15 protein-coding genes are annotated in these 22,788 nt (G+C 61.5%); 11 read left to right on the top strand and 4 right to left on the bottom strand.

Features of this window, described 5'->3' with window-relative positions; all coding sequences use genetic code 11:
• The first annotated feature begins 140 nt into the window (after positions 1 to 140).
• Entirely contained in the window at positions 141 to 3,401 is a 3,261-nt protein-coding gene (locus G505_RS0118955) for an SPOR domain-containing protein (protein ID WP_028110967.1), read from the top strand.
• 186 nt (positions 3,402 to 3,587) lie between these two features.
• Complete coding sequence (gene folE2 / locus G505_RS0118960) at positions 3,588 to 4,514, top strand: GTP cyclohydrolase FolE2 (RefSeq protein WP_028110968.1); 927 nt, start codon at positions 3,588 to 3,590, stop codon at positions 4,512 to 4,514.
• Positions 4,515 to 4,566: 52 nt separating this feature from the next.
• Here the strand turns inward: folE2 and mnmL are convergent, their stop codons facing one another.
• Positions 4,567 to 5,469 carry a tRNA modification radical SAM protein MnmL/YtqA gene (gene mnmL / locus G505_RS0118965; protein WP_028110969.1) on the bottom strand — a complete coding sequence of 301 codons (903 nt, stop codon included), beginning with the start codon at positions 5,467 to 5,469 and terminating at the stop codon, positions 4,567 to 4,569.
• 413 nt (positions 5,470 to 5,882) lie between these two features.
• Here mnmL and gltB point away from each other — a divergent pair, with 413 nt between their 5' ends.
• The 6 genes from gltB to G505_RS0118995 all read left to right on the top strand — a co-directional run bounded on the left by gltB (position 5,883) and on the right by G505_RS0118995 (position 14,739).
• Positions 5,883 to 10,334, top strand: coding sequence for a glutamate synthase large subunit (gene gltB / locus G505_RS0118970; protein WP_028110970.1), 4,452 nt, complete (start codon positions 5,883 to 5,885; stop codon positions 10,332 to 10,334).
• Between the two features lie 9 nt (positions 10,335 to 10,343).
• Positions 10,344 to 11,759: an FAD-dependent oxidoreductase gene (locus tag G505_RS0118975; RefSeq protein ID WP_028110971.1), complete on the top strand. Its 1,416-nt coding sequence runs from the start codon at positions 10,344 to 10,346 to the stop codon at positions 11,757 to 11,759.
• Between the two features lie 138 nt (positions 11,760 to 11,897).
• Entirely contained in the window at positions 11,898 to 12,596 is a 699-nt protein-coding gene (locus G505_RS0118980; RefSeq protein WP_028110972.1) for a 5'-methylthioadenosine/S-adenosylhomocysteine nucleosidase, read from the top strand.
• Entirely contained in the window at positions 12,596 to 13,558 is a 963-nt protein-coding gene (locus tag G505_RS0118985; RefSeq protein ID WP_028110973.1) for a cobalamin biosynthesis protein CobD/CbiB, read from the top strand. The genes G505_RS0118980 and G505_RS0118985 overlap by 1 nt, the downstream gene beginning before the upstream one ends.
• Before the next feature lie 21 nt (positions 13,559 to 13,579).
• Positions 13,580 to 14,209, top strand: coding sequence for a trimeric intracellular cation channel family protein (locus G505_RS0118990; RefSeq protein ID WP_028110974.1), 630 nt, complete (start codon positions 13,580 to 13,582; stop codon positions 14,207 to 14,209).
• A gap of 2 nt (positions 14,210 to 14,211) precedes the next feature.
• Complete coding sequence (locus G505_RS0118995; protein ID WP_051216463.1) at positions 14,212 to 14,739, top strand: nuclear transport factor 2 family protein; 528 nt, start codon at positions 14,212 to 14,214, stop codon at positions 14,737 to 14,739.
• On the opposite strand, the gene G505_RS0119000 is transcribed toward G505_RS0118995, so the two are convergent.
• Both G505_RS0119000 and tyrS read right to left on the bottom strand, forming a co-directional pair.
• Positions 14,740 to 15,138 (bottom strand): hypothetical protein, encoded by a 399-nt coding sequence (locus G505_RS0119000; protein WP_028110976.1) that lies wholly within the window; start codon positions 15,136 to 15,138, stop codon positions 14,740 to 14,742.
• A gap of 136 nt (positions 15,139 to 15,274) precedes the next feature.
• Positions 15,275 to 16,462 (bottom strand): tyrosine--tRNA ligase, encoded by a 1,188-nt coding sequence (gene tyrS, locus G505_RS0119005; RefSeq protein WP_028110977.1) that lies wholly within the window; start codon positions 16,460 to 16,462, stop codon positions 15,275 to 15,277.
• Between the two features lie 135 nt (positions 16,463 to 16,597).
• Here tyrS and G505_RS0119010 point away from each other — a divergent pair, with 135 nt between their 5' ends.
• Positions 16,598 to 17,923, top strand: a complete 1,326-nt coding sequence (locus tag G505_RS0119010) for a peptidoglycan DD-metalloendopeptidase family protein (protein ID WP_051216465.1) — start codon at positions 16,598 to 16,600, stop codon at positions 17,921 to 17,923.
• A complete protein-coding gene (locus G505_RS0119015; RefSeq protein ID WP_028110979.1) occupies positions 17,920 to 19,017 on the top strand; it encodes an anhydro-N-acetylmuramic acid kinase in 1,098 nt (365 codons plus the stop codon). The genes G505_RS0119010 and G505_RS0119015 overlap by 4 nt, the downstream gene beginning before the upstream one ends.
• Before the next feature lie 2 nt (positions 19,018 to 19,019).
• On the opposite strand, the gene G505_RS22030 is transcribed toward G505_RS0119015, so the two are convergent.
• On the bottom strand, positions 19,020 to 19,820 hold the full coding sequence (locus tag G505_RS22030) for a DUF4097 family beta strand repeat-containing protein (RefSeq protein WP_051216467.1): 801 nt from the start codon (positions 19,818 to 19,820) through the stop codon (positions 19,020 to 19,022).
• Positions 19,821 to 20,168: 348 nt separating this feature from the next.
• Between G505_RS22030 and G505_RS0119025 the strand changes: the two genes are divergently transcribed.
• The gene (locus G505_RS0119025; RefSeq protein ID WP_028110980.1) at positions 20,169 to 22,757 is read left to right on the top strand and encodes an immune inhibitor A domain-containing protein; all 2,589 of its coding nucleotides are present in this window, start codon (positions 20,169 to 20,171) and stop codon (positions 22,755 to 22,757) included.
• The last annotated feature ends 31 nt before the right edge of the window (positions 22,758 to 22,788 follow it).

Raw genomic sequence — 22,788 nt, forward strand, 5'->3', positions numbered from 1 at the left:
TCACAGCAGGGCAATTTAACCATTGTAAATTATTGGTTTTACAACCATGAATCTGAATGAATGGTGCTATCATCGCCGGCAGTTATATACCGAACGTAGTTGGTTTGATGCGAGTTGTTAGCCTAGTTCTGTCAGGGTTGTTGAGTTGTTACAGCGCCTGCGCCTTCACCCAGGAGATAGACCTTCCCAACCAGAATCTTCGGCCATTCACCCTTCACGCCAGAGGCGTCCAGCTGACCGATCAGCTGCCCGTCTATCTCTATCGGGGAAAACTGCTGTTGCCCCTTCAGGGGCTGGCGGCGGCACTGGGCATCGACGTCAAGGTGGACCCCCAGGCGCTGACCGCCTCAGGCTGGATTCAGGGCGAGAACGCCAACCTGATGCTGGACCTCAACCGGGACAAAGCCAGGCGGGGGCTCAAGCAGATCACCGTGAATCCTGAGATGGTCTGGGGACGGGACAACCTGGATATCTACCTGACACCGGAATTTGTCCAGCAGCTGCTGCCGCTGACCCTCAACATTCAGAATCTGCGTCAAACCGTCCATGCCTCGGGGGTCATCCCCATGCCCGCCGTGGATCAGGCGATCACCCTGAATCAGGTCACCGCGGATCCCAATCAGCAGAAGGATCTGACCCAGACCAGTTTCGACCCTCAGCATCCCCATGACTATCAACTCTATACCCCGCCCCTGGTCTATCTGCAGGGGGAAGCGGACCTCGCCGGTGAAGACTTTGTCACCGAAGACTACATGTTCAACCTGTTTGCCCAGGGCGACCTGGCCATGCACTCCTATGAGTTCAGCGCCGGCCGCACCCAGGGAGAGGATGAACGCTTCCGGCTGCGTATCTCCCGGGACTTTGGGGATCTTGACGGATTCATCCCCTTTCAACTGGGCGGCTACCAAGTCGGGGACGTCCGCTACTTCGGAGACAACCTTGTCCACGGCCAGATGACGGGCCAGGGGGTGGTATTCGGCAATGCTCAGCAGCGGGACCAGGCAAGGTTCGGACGAACCGTCATCGAGGGCAATGCCCCCGAAGGCTGGTCGGTCAACCTCTATCGCAACGGCGCCCTGATGCGGGTCACCACCGCCGATCAGGACAACCACTATCAGTTCAGCAACCTGCCCCTGGTCCAGGGCTCCAACCTGTTTGAGCTGCACCTGTTTGGCCCCAATGGTGAATACCTGGTCCGCAGGCGCACAGTCCACAGCGGCGGCGCCACCCTGGCCGCAGGGCAGGTCAGTTATTCCGGCTTCTACATCGACCAGACCAGCAATCTGTTCACTCACAAAAGCGACAAAGAGCTGGCCAGCCTGGGGCTGCGACGGGCCTATGATGCCAGGGTGGACTATGGCCTCACCGACACTCTGACCCTGGGAGTGGGGTACAGCCAGCAGAGCGTGCGGGAGAATGGGGTCATTAAGAACCACGACTACTTCAGCACCCGCGCCACCGCCTATGTTGCCGACAGCACCTGGTTTGCCGAAGCCGCCATGGAGGCCGATGGCGACAGCGCCTTTGCCCTGGGCTGGCAGACCCTGCTGGGCACCGACCACAGTTTGCGGTTAACCCACAACGATTTTGGCGACTTCCAATCCAGTCGCAGCACCCCAGAGGAGCTGGTGCAGGTGCGACGGGCGACCCGGTTTGAAATTGAAGGGACATTGCCCCGGGCCACAGGCCTGCAATATCAGTTTGGCACCGCCTTCAGGGACACCGAATTGGGCAGCGGCTTCCTGTTTGATAATCGTCTCAGCGGCCAGCTATCCGGACTCAATCTGACCCATTATCTGGCCTACGACACCCGCTTCGATGATGTGTCGCGGCGCCTGAGCGGTCAACTTCTGTTCGACACCCCCATGAGGGACTGGAACCTCTCCGGCCACCTGAACTATCAGACCGGGGAAGGGATAGGGGAGGTGCTGACCACTCTGCGCTGGCGTCCATGGCGCGGCATCAACAACCAGACCCAGCTCTACTATCGGGACCCTCTGGACAGCAAGAGTCGATTCGGCCTGGGTCACCGCTTCGCCTTGACCTGGCAATGGCTGACCCTGGGCCTTGAAGGGGAAGTGAACACCCGCGGTGACTGGCAGGTGATGGCCACCAGTGCCGTGGCCCTCAACTATCAGGATGGACGCCTGAAAGGGGTGGACTACCGCCCTCAGCTGTCTGACATCCAGGTTCGAGTGTTTGAAGACATCAACAACAATGGCCGCTTTGACCCCAGTGATCGCCCCCTGACGGGACTGCCGCTGCTGACGGCCCCCGGCCTGCCCCACTCCCCCAGCGATGATACCGGTCTGGTGAAACTGACTCAGGTGCCCTCCAACCAACTCTATCGCATCGGTGTGGAACCTGAGTTTATGCCCTCGGATCTGGTGCTGCGGGACGGTCCGGCACAGGCGATGCCGGTCACCGGCAAGCTGGTGGTACTGGATCTGCCACTGGTACGACTGACGGACCTGGAGGGTCGGGTGCTGCGGGGTGACAGCAATCAGGGACTCTCAGGCATCCCCCTGGTGCTTAAGGATCTCCATCGTCAACCCCTGGCCACCCTGGTCACCGGCCCCAGGGGTGAGTATCGGTTCGATGACATCAAACCCGGGTACTACCTGCTTCAGCCTGACCCGGCGATCATCGGCGACCAAGGGGTACTGATGGAGGAGCCCCTCTACCCCGTGGCCATCTCCGGCAAGCCCCTGGATCATCAGCGTCAGGACATCAAGGTGGGCTACCTTGAACAATCCAGCCTGATGCAGCGCCTGGGGCAAGCACCGGTTCAGCCTCAACCGCCGACTCCCAAGACACAGGTACCCCAAAGGGTACCCAACGGCGTGATGGCCATGGATCCCAAGGAGTATACTCTGCAACTGGCTGCCAGCCGGCGTGCCTGGGACCTGACCACGCTTAAGAAGCGCTACCCCGCCCTGTCGTTGAGCCAGTTGCCGGTTGTGCGGGACGGCAAGCCGATGTACCTGCTGCTCAGCGGCCGCTTTCCTACGGAGCGGTCGGCTCAGTATGGGTTGCGGGATGTTCCCAAGGATTTTGCCAATGATCTGCCTCTGGTGCGCCCCGCAGCAGAGCTTCAGGCACAGCATCAGCTGCTGCGGGCCAGCGGCATGGACTCCCCGGATGCCGAAGCCGACTGGGTCACCAGCCAGCCTCCGGGCAATCTGACCTGGCAGATCGCTGCAACCCGGCAGGAAATCAGCGCCCGACAGGTGATGCAGGGCTTGAATCTGGGCAAGGATGCCCATATACACTTCAGTAACGGGTGGTATCAGGTTCTGTGGGGCAGCTTCAACAATCGCGCCGAAGCCGGCCAGGCCCTCGCGAGCCTGCCCAAAGCCCCACAAAGTCCATGGTTGAGATCCCTGGGCTCACTGCGGTAAATTGCCTGCCCAGACCGGGACCAATCCCCCCCTGACCGCCCGGCATTGCCGGGCGGTTTCGGTCGAAAAAGCCGCTCGATGCAATCGAGTGGAGAACCAAAGTTTTTCGCGGCGAACGCCGCACCCCATGTTACAATCCCGCCCTTAAGCAGTTTGAGGGTTAGATAATTGACGGAGTCTGTGTCCATGGCGACAACAATGCCCGATGTAGCGAGCAGTGCCAAAGCCCAGGTGGGCGGCACCCTGGACTGGGTGGGCATGAGCAACATCGAACTTCCACTGACGGTTAAGGCCGACGACGGCCACTCCCGCTCAGTGTCCGCAAAGGTGGAGGCCTTTGTGAACCTGCCCAATCCCCAGGCCAAGGGGATCCACATGTCGCGCCTCTATCTGGCCCTGGACCAGTTGTCTCTCAACGGTGAGTTGACCCTTGCCAGCCTCAAGTCTCTGCTCGACGATTTCATCTCCTCTCACGAAGCGCTGTCAGACCGCGCCAAGGTGAAGATCAGTTTTGACTATCACCTGCGTCGCAACTCGCTGTTGTCTGAAAACAGTGGCTGGCGCGCCTACCCGGTGACCCTGGTGGGCAGCCTGGACCAGGGCAAGCTGTCACTGGAGATGAGCGTCGAAGTCGCCTACTCCTCCACCTGCCCCTGTTCCGCCGCGCTGGCACGCCAGTTGATTCAGGAAGCGTTCAACAATCAGTTTGCCGACCAGCAGACCGTCACCGCCGAGGAGGTGCACCAATGGCTGGGTACCACCCAGGGCGTAGTGGCCACCCCTCACAGCCAACGCAGTCTGGCTCAGGTGTGGGTCAAGCTGGATGAGAAACTGGAGGCCCTGCCTCTGGTCAACCTGGTGGATCGTATCGAAGGTGCCCTGGCGACCCCGGTTCAGGCCGCGGTTAAACGGGAAGATGAGCAGGAGTTTGCCCGCCTCAACGGCCAGAACCTGATGTTCGTGGAGGACGCCGCCCGCCGTCTGAAGACCGCCCTCAATGAGGAGCAACGGTTCCAGGACTTCTGGCTGCGCGTCAATCACCTGGAGAGTCTGCATGCCCACGATGCCGTGTCGGTGACCTGCAAGGGTGTGGAGAACGGCTATCAGCCCTAAGTCTGAAGTCAGATAATGACAAGGCCGCAGCTGCGGCCTTTTTATTGCCTCTTTACAGGGCGCTGCCCTGACCACCATCTCGCTTGAGGCGATCCAGGATGCCGTTTAAGGCCAACCACTTATCCCCACACCATTGGGGAGCGACCAGTTGTGGTGGCTTTGCATAGGCACTGACCCGGTGAAACACCACCGACTCGGGCGTTCGGCGAATCATCTCGGCGGCGGTATCCATATAGGTGTCGGCATCCATCAGTGGCAGGCGACCGGCGGCATACTGCTTGGCCATGGTGCTGTTTTGCACCACGTGCAGGGGGTGAAGCTTGAGCCCGTCCACGCCCAGCTCCAGCACACGATCCAGGGTGTCGAAGGCGTGCTCAGGTCCTTCGCCGGGCAGCCCCATAATAAGGTGGGTGCACACCTGCAACCCCATGGCGCGGGCCCGCGCCACCGTATCCCGGTATGCCTCGAAGCCGTGCCCACGGTTGATCCGCTTCAGGGTATCATCATGGGCGGACTGCAGCCCCAGCTCCAACCACAACTCCATTCCCTGCTCCCGGTAGTGGGCCAACAGCTCCAGGACCGAGTCCGGCACGCAGTCCGGGCGGGTCCCTACGCACAGGCCGACAATGTCAGACACCGCCAACGCCTCTTCGTATCGACGCTTGAGCACCTGATATTCATCATAGGTGGAGGTATAGGCCTGGAAATAGGCCATATAGCGCCTGGACTCGCCGCGACGGGCTTTGCCCTCCGCCAGTTGCACCGCCACACTTTTGCCCTGCCCAGCCTCGGCACTGAATGAGGTCACGTTACAGAAGGTGCACCCCCCCCGGCCCAGGGTGCCATCCCGGTTGGGGCAGGTGAAGCTGGCGTCTATGGTCAGCTTGTGGATCTTCTGGCCATAGCGGGCCTTCATGTGATTACCCAGAGTGTGAACGTACCGATCCAGCCCCATGACTGCTCCAAAATAGGGAAAACGGGGCATTGTACCTAAAGGGAACCGGGCCAACGCAGGATCCCGATCACAGCTTTGCACAATATTTCGAATGATTATTCAGCTTTCTCTTCAGGTGAGTTTCAATCGCGGCCGTGATCTATCTCCATATTTGAACTGGTTAACAGGATCTGGATCTGGTAGGAGAAGGAGTTTCTGCGTCAGCGCACAGTTTACTGGCCGAAATAGCAGAATGTTTGCTCTGTAAACCGGTCATAAAGCGATGATATAGGTTGTGAATGCTTCCATTCTCGCCCAACTTACCAGAATGGTGCATCGTTTGACCTTTGTACCCAGCCTAGGTACTTTGAATCGTTCACCTGCATAATTATGTGTTAGTAGTAGTCAGTTTTGCACGACGCGGAGGAGAGGGAATGTCGTTGTACCAGCCTGATTTTGAGCGTGAAAATTGTGGTTTCGGGCTCATTGCCCACATGGATGGCGAGCCCAGTCACCGTATTGTCCGTACCGCAATCCAAGCTCTGGATCGCCTGAAACACCGGGGGGCCGTGGGCGCCGACGGTAAGACCGGCGACGGCTGCGGACTGCTGATGAAGAAACCCGATGGCTTCTTCCGCCACCTTGCCCAGGAGCAGGGCTGGCGCCTGTCCAACAAGTATGCCGTGGGCATGCTGATGATGAGTAAGGACCCGGTTCGGGCCCAGCACGCGCGCACTCAGATAGAGCAGGAGCTCGGCAGAGAGACTCTGTCTGTCCTGGGCTGGCGTGACGTGCCGGTCAATGAATCTGTTCTGGGTAGCATCGCCGCATCCTGTGTGCCCGCCTTCGCCCAGGTCTTCATCAATGCTCCCGCAGGCTGGCGCGCCCGGGATCTCGAGCGCCGCCTCTTTATGGCCCGTCGCCGCATCGAGAAGCAGCTACAGGATGACCCGGACTTCTACGTGGCCAGCCTCTCTGGTCAGGTGGTGGTCTACAAGGGGCTGATGCTGCCTGCGGACCTGCCCAACGTATTCCCGGACCTGGCGGACCTGCGGATGGAAAGTGCCGTCTGCCTGTTCCACCAACGCTTCTCCACCAACACTCAGCCAAGGTGGCCCCTGGCCCAGCCATTCCGCTACCTGGCCCACAATGGTGAGATCAACACCATTGCCGGAAACCGCCAGTGGGCCCGTGCCCGGGCGTACAAATTCAACTCTCCGCTGTTGCCGGACCTGAAAGACGCGGCGCCGTTCGTCAATGAGACCGGCTCCGACTCCTCCAGCCTGGACAACATGCTGGAGCTGCTGCTGGCCGGCGGCATGGACATCAAGCGTGCCATGCGTCTGTTGATCCCGCCCGCCTGGCAATCCAATCCAGAGATGGATGAAGAGCTCAAGGCGTTCTACGACTTCAACTCCATGCATATGGAGCCCTGGGATGGCCCCGCCGGGGTGGTACTGACCAACGGTCGCCACGCCGCCTGCGCCGTCGACCGCAACGGCCTGCGTCCTTCCCGTTACATCATCACCAAGGATCGCATCCTGACCCTGGCCTCCGAAGTGGGGATCTGGGACTACCAGCCTGATGAGGTGGTCGAGAAGGGCCGAGTCGGCCCCGGTGAGTTGCTGGTGCTGGACACCTTCACCGGCAGCCTGATGCGCTCGTTCGAGATCGACGAGGATCTCAAGCAGCGTCACCCCTATGCCGAGTGGATGCGCATCAACTCCAAGCGTCTGATCCCACCCCAGCAGCTGGATGCCAGCGCCCTGGGCTGCGGCGATCTCTCCAATGCTCAGCTGACCCAGTACCAGAAGGCGTTCAACCTGACCCGGGAAGAGCTGCTGGAGATTCTCTGGCCTCTGGCTTCCGGGGCGCAGGAGGCGATCGGCTCCATGGGGGATGACACCCCCATCGCCGTCCTCTCCAAGCAGGAACGCCACATCTGCGACTACTTCCGTCAGCAGTTTGCTCAGGTGACCAACCCGGCCATCGACCCGCTGCGCGAAAAGCACGTCATGAGCCTGGCCACCTGCATTGGCAAGGAACAAAACCTGTTTAACGAGACCACGGGTCACGCCAACCGGGTGATCTTCGACTCTCCGGTGTTGCTCTACTCCGACTTTGCCCAGCTGATGGCACTGGACAACGAGCACTACCGCTCGGTCAGCCTGGATCTCAACTACGACGAGTCCGAAGGGCTGAAGCAGGCGATCTGCCGCCTGTGCACCGAGGCGGAAACCGCCGCCCGCGAAGGCGCCACCATGGTGGTGCTCTCCGACCGCAAGCTGTCCAACGATAAGCTGCTGGTGCCCGCCGCCATGGCCGTGGGTGCGGTGCAAAAGCGCCTGGTGGACACCAACCTGCGCTGTGACACCAACATCCTGGTGGAAACCGGCTCCGCCCGAGATCCCCACCACTTCGCCGTGCTGCTCGGCTTTGGTGCCACCGCCATCTACCCCTACCTGGCCTACGAGTCCATCGATGCCCTGGCCCGTCAACAAGGCGAGGAAGCGGAGCTGCGTGATCTGCTGCTGGGCTACCGTGCCGGCATCGACAAGGGTCTGCAGAAGATCCTCTCCAAGATGGGGATCAGCACCATCGCCAGCTACCGTTGCAGCCGCCTGTTCGAGGCTGTGGGCCTCTCCAGCGAGGTGATCGATCTCTGTTTCTTCGGCGTCACCGCCCGCATCCAGGGAGCCGACTTCGAGGATCTGGAGCAGGATCAAAGGCAGCTGCATCAGGCCGCCTTCAAGGCGCGCCAGCCCCTGGGACACGGCGGTCTGCTGAAGTTTGTCCATGGCGGTGAGTACCACTGCTTCAACCCGGACGTGGTCCAGGCTCTGCAGAAAGCGGTCGCCAGTGGCAATCAGAAGGACTACGACCACTACTGTGAACTGGTGGACACCCGTCCGGTGGCCACCTTGCGGGACCTGCTCAAACTGACCCCACCGGAAGAGGGCCTGGCCCTGGAACAAGTGGAGGGTGCAGACAAGCTGTTCTGGCGCTTCGACACCGCCGCCATGAGTATCGGCGCCCTGGCGCCGGAAGCCCATGAGGCGCTGGCCATCGCCATGAATCGCCTCGGTGGCCACTCCAACTCCGGCGAAGGGGGCGAGGATCCCCGCCGCTTCAACAGCCCGGGTAACAGCCGCATCAAGCAGGTGGCCTCCGGCCGCTTCGGCGTCACCGCCGCCTACCTGATGAGCGCCGACGTCATCCAGATCAAGGTGGCTCAGGGCGCCAAACCCGGCGAGGGCGGTCAGCTACCCGGCAAAAAGGTAAGCACAGAGATCGCCACCCTGCGCTACTCGCGTCCGGGTGTCACCCTGATCTCGCCGCCGCCCCACCACGACATCTACTCCATTGAGGATCTGGCTCAGCTGATCTTCGATCTCAAGCAGGTGAACCCCAAGGCCAGAGTATCGGTGAAGCTGGTATCTGAGCCCGGCATCGGCACCATCGCCTGTGGCGTAGCCAAGGCCAACGCCGACATGATCACCGTCTCCGGTTACGATGGCGGCACAGGTGCCAGCCCTCTGACCTCCATCCACTACGCGGGATCCCCCTGGGAGCTGGGCCTGGCCGAGGTGCAGCAAGCCCTGGTGGCCAATGGCCTGCGCCACAAGGTGCGCCTGCAGGTGGACGGCGGTCTGAAGACCGGCCTGGATGTGGTGAAAGCGGCGCTGCTGGGAGCGGAGAGCTTCGGCTTTGGCACCGCGCCCATGATCGCCCTGGGCTGTAAGTACCTGCGCATCTGTCACCTGAACAACTGCGCCACCGGCGTCGCCACCCAGCGTGAAGACCTGCGCAACAACCACTACAACGGCACCCCGGAGAAAGTAGAGAACTTCTTCCGCTTCGTGGCCGAGGATCTGCGTCACTACATGGCCAAGCTGGGCGTGACCGAGTTTAACCAGCTCATCGGCCGTACCGACCTGATGACCCAGCTGCCTGGGGAAACCCCGCGTCAGGCCAAGCTGGATCTCTCTCCCGTGCTGACCAGTGTGCCGGCGGGCAGCGATACCGAGCTGTTCTGCACCGAGCGCAACTACCCGGACGACAAGGGACTGAAGAACCAGCAGTTGCTGGAGCTGGCCAAACAGGCGGTGGACGCCCGTCAGAGTGCCGGCTGGCAACTGACGCTGCAGAACACCGATCGCAGTGTCGGCGCCTCCCTCTCCGGCTACATCGCCGCCAAGTGGGGCAACCAGGGGCTGCGTGAAACGCCGCTGGACATCCGCTTCAACGGCTCCGCCGGCCAGAGCTTCGGCGTGTGGAACGTCGAGGGGATGAATCTGACCCTGGCCGGGGACGCCAACGACTATGTGGGCAAGGGAATGACTGGCGGCAAACTGGTGATCACCCCGCCCCCGGGCGTCGCCTATCGCAGCCACCAGTCCGCCATCATCGGCAACACCTGCCTCTACGGCGCCACCGGAGGCAAACTGTTTGCCGCCGGGACCGCTGGTGAACGTTTCGGGGTGCGTAACTCCGGAGCCATCGCGGTGATTGAGGGCTGTGGCGACAACGCCTGTGAATACATGACCGGCGGTGTGGTGATGGTACTGGGACGCACCGGCGTCAACTTCGGCGCGGGAATGACTGGCGGCTTTGCCTACGTCTTCGACCAGAAAAACTACCTGGACCGGCGCCTGAACAAAGAGCTGGTGGAAGCCCTGCCGGTGGTCGAGCCCATGGTTCAGCTGCACCTCAAGCGCCTGCTGGAGGAGCACCTGGACGCCACAGGTTCCGAGCGAGCCGCCGAGATCCTGGAGGATTTCACCAACTGGCTGCCCAAGTTCCGCATCGTCAAACCCAAGGCGAGCCAACTGGGTGAATTGATGGCGCTGGAGCAGAGTCAGCAACTGCAGGTCAAGGCAAGTTAAGGAGTGAAGATGAGCAACGTATTTCAATTTCTTGAGGTGGATCGCCACGACCCCGAGAAGGCTCCGCTCACTACCCGAAAGCAGGAGTTTGTCGAGATCTACCGGCCTTTCGAACAGGAGAAGGTTGCCGAACAGTCCGAACGCTGCCTGGACTGCGGCAACCCCTACTGCGAGTGGAAATGCCCCGTACACAACTACATCCCTGACTGGCTGAAACTGGCCAAGCAGGGGCGGATTCTGGAGGCGGCCGATCTGTCCCACCAGACCAACTCCCTGCCGGAGATGTGCGGCCGGGTCTGTCCCCAGGACAGACTCTGCGAAGGTGCCTGCACCCTGAACGATGAGTTCGGCGCCGTCACCATCGGCAACGTGGAGAAGTACATCACCGACACCGCCATCGCCATGGGCTGGAAACCGGACCTGTCCGAAGTGGAGGCCCGCCCCGAAAAGGTGGCCGTCATCGGGGCCGGTCCTGCCGGCTTGGCCTGTGCCGATGTGCTGGCCAGAAACGGCATCAAGGCGGTGGTCTACGATCGCCAGCCGGAGATTGGTGGCCTGCTCACCTTCGGCATCCCCAGCTTCAAGCTGGAGAAGGAGGTGGTACGCCGCCGCCGTACCCTGCTGGAGGGGATGGGCATCGAGTTCCGCCTTGGTGTGGAAATTGGCAAGGACCTGGCGTTCCAGGATCTGCTGGATCAGTACGACGCCGTTTACCTGGGCATGGGCACTTACAAGGCGATGGAGGCCAGGCTGCCCGGAGAAGACGCCGATGGCGTGTTCCAGGCGCTGCCCTACCTGATCGCCAACACCAGTGCCGTGGAAAACTACCCCTGTGAGCACCCCTTCGTCGATCTGGCGGACAAACGGGTGGTGGTGCTCGGTGGCGGTGACACTGCCATGGACTGTGTCCGCACCGCAATACGTCAGGGGGCCGCTCAAGTCAGCTGCGCCTACCGACGGGATGAGGCCAACATGCCTGGCTCTCGCCGCGAGGTGACCAACGCCCGCGAAGAGGGGGTAGAGTTCCTGTTCAACCGCATGCCTCTGGCCATCGAGACCGATGCCGAGGGCAAGGTGACCGGCGTGCGCTGCTGCCACACCGAACTGGGTGAACCGGACGAACAGGGCCGTCGCCGTCCACAGCCGGTGGAAGGCTCAGAGCATACCCTCGAGGCCGACGCCGTCCTGATCGCCTTCGGTTTCCAGCCCAGCCCGGCACCCTGGTTTGGCGAATTTGGCATCCTCACCGACGACTGGGGCCGGGTCCGTGCCCCAGGCCAGGGCAAGTATGCCTTCCAGACCAGTCATCCCAAGGTGTTCGCCGGCGGAGATATGGTCCGTGGCTCCGACCTGGTGGTAACCGCCATCGACGAGGGTCGCCACGGGGCCACCGGCATTCTGGACATGCTCGACGACAAGGCTTAACCCTGTCAGAGAACTCCCCAAAGGGCGGCATTGGCCGCCCTTTTTGTTTGGCCGTCCGGCCCTCCAACAGGGGCTAATTTCCAATGCGATTATGCTACACTGCCCGCCACACATTTCCCGGAAACAGATAGCCTGAAGATGAAGATCGGAATTATCGGCGCCATGGAGCAGGAAGTTGCCCTGCTGCGCAGCCACATCGACAACCTGACCGTCACCACCATCGCCAACATCGAGTTTTACTCCGGTACCCTCAATGGGACCGATGTGGTGGTCACCCGCTCTGGCATCGGCAAAGTCACCGCCGCCATTGCCACCACCCTGCTGATTGAACGCTTCGCCCCGGATGCGGTGATCAACACCGGCTCCGCCGGTGGGTTCGCCCATGAACTGGCCATCGGCGATGTGGTGATCTCCAGCGAGGTTCGTTATCACGATGTGGATGTCACCGCCTTTGGCTACGAGATGGGTCAGCTGCCGAGCCAGCCCGCCGCCTTCCTGCCCTGCCAGGATCTGGTGGACTCTGCCAAGGCTGCCATCGACGAGGTGGGCGAGGTGAAGGCGATCGAAGGCCTGATCTGCACCGGCGACAGCTTCATCGCCGATCCCGAGCGCACTAAGGTGATGCTGTCCCACTTCCCGGCCATGGCCGCCTGTGAGATGGAAGCCGGTGCCATCGCCCAGACCTGTCAGCAGTTCGACATGCCCTTCGTGGTGATTCGCGCCATCTCCGACAACGCCAACGACGATTCCGCCGTGGATTTCGACAGCTTCATCGTCAAGGCCGGCGAACACTCCGCCAAGGTGGTGATCGCCATGCTGGACAAGCTCAGCCACTGATGCAGAGCGCTCTGGGCCCCCTCTATCCCTGGCTGGCCCCCGCACTGATACTGGGGGTGGCGGTGCTGATCAATCAGCTGCTGCCAGACAGATGGCTGCTGACCCATAAGCTGGGCACAGTGGCCGATGCCATTGCGGATAAGGTGATCCACCCCTACCGGGACGGGGCCCAGCAAAGGCTCGCCGGACTGCTCTCCATGATGATCATCCTGCTGCCCGCCACCGGCGTGCTGTGGGCCCTGGTCTCCCTGGCCGCCTACCCCGAGCCTTTTCACATTCTGCTTATCGCCTTCTGCCTGCCTGGCCGTGCCCAGCAGCTGGAACACCGGGCGATGATCAGCCAGCTACAGTCCGGCCAGAAGGGCCGCGCCCGGCAAACCCTGGGCCCCTTTACCCTGAGACGCACCGACAACCTCAGTGAGGTGGGGCTGATTAAAGCGGGCATCGAAAGTCGGCTGGTTCATGAAGCCAGGGCCACCTTCAGTTGGCTGCTGTTCTACCCCCTGGTGGGACTGGAACTGGCCTTCGCCATCTGGCTGATTCAGCAACTGGACCGTCAATGGACGCCGTTGAAGTCCAGAACCCGCTTTTTTGGCCAGGGCGTCGCCCGCTTAAGCCACTGGCTGCAGCTGCCGGTGAACGCCCTGTTGGCCCTGACCCTCAGCCTCTATGGCCGCCCCCTGGCGGGCTGGCAGGAGCTTAAGGGGGTCAAACAGGCTCTGCCCGGGGGGGCTCACTGGCCGCAGATCGCCATGGCGCATCACCTGGGGGCGCAACTTGGTGGCCCCTGGATGCTGGAGGAGCGGCGGCTGGACCGTCCCCGGCTGGGACCACCTCAGACTCCGACCCCTCACCACCTGCTGAGGGCCGACAAGATTTTGCAGCTGGCCCGCTGGCTGTGGCTCTCGCTGCTGTTGATTGGGGGCATCGCCCTGGCCATGGCACTGGCCGGTCCCCTCTAGACTTCAACTGGAAACTGCACTGTGACCGATTTCGTCTACTACGCCGATCTCTTTGGTACCGCGGTATTCGCCGTCTCCGGCGCCCTGGCGGCTGGCCGGCTGAGAATGGATCCTTTCGGCGTCACCGTTCTGGCGGCCGTGACCGCCATCGGCGGCGGCACCGTCCGCGACACCATACTGGGGGCCGCCCCGGTATTCTGGATCCATGACACCAACTACATCTGGGTGGTGCTGATCACCGCCCTTGTGGTGATGCTGCTGGTCCGCTGTCCGAGGCGTCTTTCCGGCCTCTGGTTCCAGATGGCGGACGCCTTCGGCCTGGCCCTGTTTACCGTCATCGGCGCCCAGAAGGCGCTGAGTTTTGGGGCTTCACCACTGATCGCCGTGATGATGGGGGTGATGACCGGCGTGGTGGGGGGAATGATCCGCGACGTCCTCTGCCGCGAAGTCCCCCTGGTGCTGAGAAAAGAGATCTACGCCACCGCTTCCATCTTGGGTGGTATTTTGTATACCATCTCTATTCAACTGGGTGTCGAGCAGGTTCCGGCCATGCTGATCGCCATGGGCGGCGCCCTGGCGATCCGGGTCTCCGCCATCTACTGGCGACTCTCTCTGCCCGCATTTGAACTCAATGATCTGCCCAAGGAGTAGCAGTGCCAGCGTTGATCCTCGGAATTGTTCTTGCCTTGTTACTGCCGTCAGCCACCTGGGCCGCCGGCGCCGACATCGTGCCTGATGAACCGGACAGTAGCGAGCCCACTGAGCCAACGGTGCCTGAGGCGATCCGCCTGTCCCAGGAATATATCCTGGCGCTGACCGGCAGGAACTATAGCCGCCTGAACCGCTTCTACAGCAGGGAAACGGTGTTTGAGGACAAGACCGCCAGCAAGAAAGTGACCGGCGCCACCGACATCCTCACCTTTTTGCGGCGCATCCATGTCTACACCCTGAGTTACAGCTTTGAACCGGACCACATCTTCCACTCGGGGTCCCTGGTGGTGCTGATCGGCACCTACCGCTACCGCAGCCGGGGCGATCTGTTTGGCAAACCGGGAAAGACCATCGAGCTGACCATTCCCGGAGTCACGACGCTGGAGCTGGACATGGATGAGAAGCAGATTAAGAAGCACGTGGATCTGCTGGACTACGACGCCATGAGGGATCAACTGGCCAGCCAGTAATCAGCGCCTGGCCAGGATCACCCCGAGACAGACCCCGAGAAGCTGGGCCATCAGCGCGGTTGGTTGAGACCAGATCCAACTGGCCAGGTACCAGCTGGTGCCCACCAGCAGCGGCAGCGCCAGATAGGTGCCTGCCGCCGCCCCCACCGCCAGCCAGATCCCGGACTCCAGGGTACCGAGGCGATAGCTGATCCACGCCAACAGCAGCCACATCGGCGCATACGCCAGCACGGCGTCTCCGGTCACCGACACCGCATACCAGGGGGTCGCCGGCAACAGTGAGCCAAATTCCTGGGTCAGGGACAGCATCGGCAGGGAGATCGCCACCGCGCTCAGTCCAATCAATGCTTCCATCACCGCTTTTTGCCAGATACCGTCCTGCACCCGTGGCTCTCCCATTCGTAACGCCTTAACCAAGAATACCTGAGTTCTGCCGGTGCGGATCATCTGACCTGATGAGGGTGGCGCTTCTGCCCTGCGGCTCAGACAGACACAAAAAAGCCGCCCCAGGGGCGGCTTTTATCCGGCGGAAATCCTAGGCCAGGGTAATTCGGGCAAACTTACGCTTGCCCACCTGGTATACCGCCGTACCGGCGGCGGGCACCAGCTTGGTGTCCTCCACCTTGTCACCATCGATCTTCACCGCGCCCTGGCGAATCATACGCATGGCGTCACTGGTGGAGCCAACCAGGTTGGCGTCCTTCAGCAGGTTGGCGATGCCGGCACCGGCTTCCAGGGTCACCTCAGGCATCTCATCGGGGATGGCATTTTTCTGGAAACGCTGGATGAAGTCCTGGTGGGCTGCCTCGGCTGCCGCCTCGTCGTGGAAGCGGGCGATGATCTCCTTGGCCAGGGCGATCTTGATATCACGGGGGTTGGCACCGGCCGCCATGTCAGCTTTGAGCTGCTCAATCTCCGCCAGAGGACGGAAAGAGAGCAGTTCATAGTAGTTCCACATCAGGTCATCGGAGATGGACATGATCTTACCGAACATCTCGTTGGCCGGATCGGATACGCCGATGTAGTTATTGGCGGACTTGGACATCTTCTTGACGCCATCCAGGCCAACCAGCAGAGGCATGGTGATCACCGTCTGAGGGCGCTGACCCTCCTCCTTCTGCAACTCACGGCCCATCAGCAGGTTGAACTTCTGATCGGTACCGCCCAGTTCCACATCCGCCTCCAGGGCCACGGAATCCCAGCCCTGCAGCAGAGGGTACATGAATTCGTGGATGGCGATGGACTGGCCGTTGGCGTAGCGCTTCTTGAAGTCATCACGCTCGAGCATGCGGGCCACAGTCTGCTTGGCTGCCAGCTTCAGCATGCCCCCTGCGCCCATGTCTCCCAGCCAGCGGGAGTTAAACTCGATGCGGGTCTTGGCAGGATCCAGGATCTTGAACACCTGCTCCTTATAGGTCTCGGCATTGGCCATAACCTGCGCTTCGGTCAGCGGAGGACGGGTGCTGTTCTTGCCTGAAGGATCGCCTACCATGCCGGTGAAATCACCGATCAGGAAGATCACTTCGTGGCCCAGCTCCTGAAACTGGCGCAGTTTGTTCAGGATCACGGTATGACCCAGGTGAATATCCGGCGCCGTAGGATCAGCGCCCAGCTTCACCTTCAGGGGCTTGCCCTGCTTCAGCTTCTCAACCAGTTCCTCTTCTACCAGGATCTCTTCGGTACCACGGCGAATCTCTGCCAGTGCCCGTTCCAACTCACTCATCAAGGCCACTCCGACGGTGTTCAACTTTCAACAAAGAGGTCAATGTTACTGGTTAGGCAGAACAAAGGAAAGGGTGTAGACTAGGCTGTTCCGGCCAAATCCCCTCTGTTGACGGGGAGTGACCAGCACGAAGAGATGATCAGAGAGAATAAGCGCCGCAAATCTGCCCCCCTGACCGGCCTTGTCGGCACCTTCAAGGTGCTGCCGCGCCCCCACAGAGTCGGTTTGACCTCGGTCCTGCTGCTGATGCTGGTGGGCATACTGCTCCCCTCCGGCAATGACCTGGCTGCCGAATTTTATACTCCCCTGCCCCTGAACCAGAGAGTGGCCCTCCCCCTGGAACTGCCAGACTCTGAGAACAGCACCGATGCCGAGCCCGGCCTCCAGTGGCGCAGCTTTACCGTTCAGTCCGGAGACAGCCTGGCCAGGCTGTTTGACCGCGCAGGATTAAGCCCTCAGCAGCTCTACCGTATTACCCAGCTTGAACAGGCGGGCAAACGTTTGACCAAGGTGATGCCGGGCCAGGAGATTCAGCTGGGCCGTGACGACCAGGGAGAACTGAAACAGCTCAGCTACGCCATCGATGGCCGCACCACCCTGGTGGTCACAGCCACAGAAGAGGGTTACCAGGAGAGCCTGGACCAGAAAGAGGTGGAGATTCGTACCGCCTTCGCCTCGGCGGAGATCACCAGCAACTTCTGGAACGCCGCAGTGAGCGCCGGTATGACCCCCAACCAGATCATGAGCCTGGCGGGAATCTTCGGTTGGGACATCGACTTCGCCCTGGACATTCGTCAAGGTGACCGCTTCTCCGTGCTCTACCAGGAGGAGTATATCGACGGGCACTATGTGGCAGACGGTAAGATCCTGGCGGCGGAGTTCACCAACCAGGGGGATACCTTCCGGGCAGTGCGCCACCGCGACGGCAATTACTACTCCGACAAAGGCAAGGCGATGCGCAAAGCCTTCCTGCGTGCCCCAGTTCAGTTCAACTACGTCAGCTCCAATTTCAATCCACGCCGCCTGCACCCGGTCACCAAGCGGGTACGCCCTCACAACGGCACCGATTACGTGGCTCCGGTAGGGACCCCCATCATGGCTGCCGGTGACGGCAAGGTGACCAAGTCCGCCTACAATAAACTCAACGGCAACTATGTGTTCATCCAGCATGGCGGCAAGTACGTCACCAAGTACCTGCACCTGAGTAAGCGTAAGGTGAAACAGGGGCAGCGGGTCCGCCAGGGCCAGACCATCGGCCTTCTGGGCGCCACAGGCCGGGTGACCGGTGCCCACCTGCACTACGAGTTCCTGGTCAACGGGGTGCATCGCAACCCCCGCAAGGTGAAGCTGCCGGAAGCGGCAGACATCGCCAAAAAAGACAGGGCCGCATTTCTCGAGTTCGCCGAGGAGCAACTTGCGGTGCTGAAACATCGTCAGCAGATCATGGTGGCAATGCAATGAGCAGATACATAGGCCTGATGTCCGGCACCAGCATGGACGGCATCGATGCGGTACTGGTGGAGTTTCAGGAGGGTCAGCCGGTGATGGTGGCCAGCCACACCCACGAATATGAGCCCCACCTACTGGAGCAGCTGCACCGCCTGTGCAGCACCGGAGAGGATGAGGTCAACCGGCTGGGCCATGTGGATCGTCAGGTGGGGCGGGCCTTCGCCCAGGCGGTGCTCGGGGTGCTGAAGAAAAGCGGCCTGTCTCCAAGGGATATTCGAGCCATCGGCAGCCACGGCCAGACCGTGCGTCATCAGCCCGAGGGGCTCAATGGCTTCAGCCTGCAGCTGGGGGATCCCAACACCATGGCGGTGGAAACCGGCATCGACGTGGTTGCCGACTTCCGGCGCAAGGACATTGCCCTGGGAGGCCAGGGCGCCCCCCTGGTGCCCGCCTTCCATCAGTCGCTGTTCAGCGACCACCAACCGAGGATCATCGTCAACATTGGCGGCATCGCCAACATCACCTGGCTGCCCGGTGACGATGGCCCGGTGCTGGGATTCGACACCGGCCCGGGCAACACCCTGATGGATGCCTGGGCACGACAGAACATTCAGCAACCCTTTGACCGTGACGGTGCCCTGGCCGCCAGAGGCCAGCTGCAGCCGGAGCTGCTCAAGCGGCTGATGAGCCACCCCTACTTTGCCCAGCCCGCGCCCAAGAGCACCGGCCGTGAGCTGTTCAATCAGGCCTGGCTCAACTACCAGCTGGAGCCCTTCATGAACCTGGCCCCGGAAGACATCCAGGCCACCCTGCTGGCGTTCACCGTGGAGACCATGGCCGCCGAGATCCGGGCACTGAGCCCGGACTGCGGTCTCTATCTGTGCGGCGGCGGCGCCTTCAACGGCCAACTGGTACGCCAATTGGCCCAGGCACTGCCTCGGCACCGCATCCAGACCACGGATGCCCTGGGGGTGCCTCCGCAATGGGTCGAGGGGATGGCCTTTGCCTGGCTGGCGATGCGCCACATCGAGGGGCTGCCCGGCAACCTGCCCTCAGCCACCGGCGCCAGCCGCCCGGCCATACTGGGCTGCCTGACGCCCAAGTAGCCTTACTTCAGGCGATTCCGGCCTACGGCAGACAACTCCACCGAGCCTGAACCGGTCTCTTCCAGCTTCACGTCACCGGCCTGCTCCACCAGAATGTCGCCGGAACCGTCATCGATGGTCACGGTTCCGGTTACCTGGCTGACGGTGATGTTGCCGGAGCCGTCGTCCACCCTCAGATCTCCCTGCACATCCTGAACCTTGAGGTTGCCGGAACCGTCCTCGATGCGGATGTCCCCCTGAATACCACTGACCATCAGGTTGCCTGAGCCATCCTCGATGAGGGTCTCCCCCTGGATGTCACGAACCACCAGGTTTCCGGAGCCGTCGCCGATGGTGGCCCGGCCTCCAACCCCGAGAATCTCGGCATCGCCTGAACCGTCTTCCAGATGGAGGTTGGCTTGCAGCCGCACCACCTTCAGGTGACCGGAACCGTCGCTTGCATGCACATCGATGCCGGCGGGGACCCTGACCACCAGATCAATATAGGGGTGCTCCTGCCCGCGACACTGGCGATCGTCGTCCACCAATGCCTGGATCACCGCTTCACTCCCCTGACGCTCCAGCACCAGGCGATATTCGGTGGTCTCCCCCACGTAGGCGTCTGCCTCCATCTCGATGCGATTGCCGTCACCGCCTTGTATGGTCAGGGCCCCCGCACCGGCCCGTACCCTCAGGCTGTCAATGCCTTCCATTTCCAGGGCCTCGCTGACCACCTTGGGGCCCTGGCCCTGATAGCAGGGATCGGCCCAGGCGGGCAGTGCACACAGCAGAGGCAGAGTGACCAGCACAGAATACGCATTCATCGACAAACTCCTTTTGGTAATCAATTTGGGTTCGGACTGTGTAAGCAATTGTCATGCCCGGTACCTAATTTGTTGATTTACCGTGATTTAAGACTCGCTTGCGAGTAAATTAATTGCAATTACCACCACAAAGTAGTGAGAATCCAAACTGGGCCGACCTCTTTCGCGACTTTACTGAGAAAAAAGAGGTTTGGGGGAGTGAGCCCCCGGGCCGATCCGACAGGAAAATACCGTCCGACGGAAGAGACGCCAAAAAAACGCGAGCTCTCAGAGGGACAAACATCAGGGAACCCAAGAGTGGCGCTGGCAAGTGCCATCGAGAACCCAGGAAGTCTTTTAGGGAAAACTATGCAAAGAATCAGTGTACTGGCCACCGCCCTGGTTACGGTTGGACTGGCCTCCAGTGTGCAAGCCGCCCCGAGGCAGGTGCAACTGGCCGACCCCGGGGTGATCAACCCCGAGCGCATCGAATACTGGATGGCCAAGCGCGGCGAGATCGACGACTCCCACAGCCGCACCGAGATCGACGCCAAAATAGCGCAATACACCGCTGGCGCCTTCACCCCGGAAACCCGGAAACAGGGGGTGTCACTGGCGCCGGTTCACCTGGGCCATGAGCATAAGTCTCCCCTGATCAAAGCGATGGCCCTGTCCCAGAACGCAGACAGTGGCAAAGCGGTCAAGGTGCTGGGGATTCTGGTGGATTTTCCCGACCTGCCCCACGACAACAATCGCCTGGTGTCTGACGACACCGGGATGTATTACCCCAGCTACCCCGCCAGCCACTACGACAAGCTGCTGTTCTCCAGCACCGGTTTCCCCGGCCCCACAGGCCGGACTCTGCAATCCGCCCGCCAGTTCTACACCGAGGAGTCCGGCGGCAGCTTCGACTTCAGTGGCAAGGTGTTCGACTGGGTCACCGCCGACAACAATGCCGCTCACTATGGCGCCCCCAAGGGTGAGGACAAGGACAGCGCGGTACCGGACCTGGTGTTCGAAGCGGTCACCAAGCTGGTGGCTCGGGGCGATGTGGATCTGAGTGAGTTCGATCAGGAAGATCAGTACGACCGTGACGGCGATGGTAACCTCAACGAGCCCGACGGCATCATCGACCACATCATGGTGTTCCACTCCAGCATCGGCGAAGAGGCCGGCGGCGGCTATCTGGAGGACAACGCCATCTGGTCCCACCGCTACTTCGTGTTCGAAAACGACCAGCCCAAGAATATCCCTGGCACTCAATACAAAGACGGCGAGAATTACAGAGTCTTCGGCTACACCATTCAACCCATCGACGCCGCCACCGGCGTCTGTACCCACGAGTTTGGCCACGACCTGGGCCTGCCCGACGAGTACGACCTCGAATACAGCGAGCACGGCTCGCCGGTGGGCATGTGGTCTCTGATGTCCGGCGGCAGCTGGACCGGTACTCCTGAAGGCAGCCGCCCCTCCTCCATGAGCGCCTGGGCACGGGACTACCTGCAGAAGCGCTACGGCGGCAACTGGATCAACAACACCGACATCGATTTGGACAGCCTGGGTGAATCCCCGTCCAACCACAGCCTGGTGAGCGCCATCAATCACAACGGCATCAACCAGCTGACCCTGCCATTGCCGGCTCAGTTGGAGGCGTTCCACGCCCCCTACAGCGGCAAGCTGCAGTACTACTCGGGTGCCGGCCATGAGATCCGCCACAGCGCCGAAGCCAGCCTGACCCTGCCCTCCGGCAGCCCCGGGCTGACTCTGAAAGCCCACTGGCAGATCGAAAACGGCTACGACTACGCCCAGATCCTGGTGAACGGCACTGCGGTGTCCGGCAGCCACACCAGCACCATCAATCCCTACCACGCCAACCTGGGCCCCCACTACACCGGCAATTCACTCGGCAGAGCGGGCGCCGAAGGCGACGTCGGCTGGGTCACCATCGAGGTGGATCTCAGTGACTACGCCGGCCAGCGCATCACTCTGGGGCTGCGCTATGTCACCGACCAGTCCGAAGGGGGCTACGGTTTCGTCGCCGACGACCTGGTGGTCAGCAACGGCGCCGACACCGTCTGGCAGAGCGGCGGCGAGACCGCCCAGACCATGACCCTGAATGGCTTCAGCCGCATCAGCAACTACCGCCCAGGAGCCAACCACGGCTACTTCCTGCAGCTGCGCCAGTTCAGTGGCAATGACACCGGCCTGACCGGCACCGGCTACAGCCCCGGTGTGCTGCTGTGGTACTACAACCGCGCCTACTCCGACAACAACGTCGGCACCCACGCCGGCTACGGTTTTACCGGTGTGGTGGATGCGGATCAGCAGTTGATCCCCAATCAGGGCACCACCATCCAGATCAAGGATGCAGCCTTCAGCCGTTATGCCCAGACCGCAGGCTACAACGACCCCAGCCTGGAGCCCATCTCCGAGTTCGATGACGCCAAGGACTACAGCGCCCCCAGCCAGCCACAATCCGGCCTGGTGCTGCCCAAGGTGGGCCTGAAGATGGCGGTCACCGAGCAGGCCAGCAACTCGGCCACCGCTACCCTGGCGCTGACCAAGAGCAGTGGCGGTTTCAACATCGCCAGTCTGACCACCGCCAGCAACGGCCTGACCCTGAGTGCTCAGGCAACCACGGAACATGGTCAGGGCACGGTGAGCTACATCTGGGAGACCGGCGATGGCGAGACCTACGACACCGCCTCCATCAGTCACACCTACCCCTCAGACGGCAGCTATACCCTGACCCTGACCGCTCTGGATGAGGCCGGTCGGGTGCTGGAAAACAGCCGCTCCGTCGAAGTAAGCGCAATCCCCAACAGTGGTGGCACCGGCGGTACTGATAACGGCGGCTCCACCTCCAGTGGCGGTGGCGGCGGTGGTGGCAGCCTGGGGTGGTTCACCCTGCTGCTGCTTCCCCTGCTGGGTCGCCGGGTTCGCCGGGTTCGCCGGTAAGCTTCGGCCATAGAAAAAGGCGCCCTGGGGC

The organism is Ferrimonas futtsuensis DSM 18154, assembly GCF_000422645.1.
Lineage (GTDB): Bacteria > Pseudomonadota > Gammaproteobacteria > Enterobacterales > Shewanellaceae > Ferrimonas > Ferrimonas futtsuensis.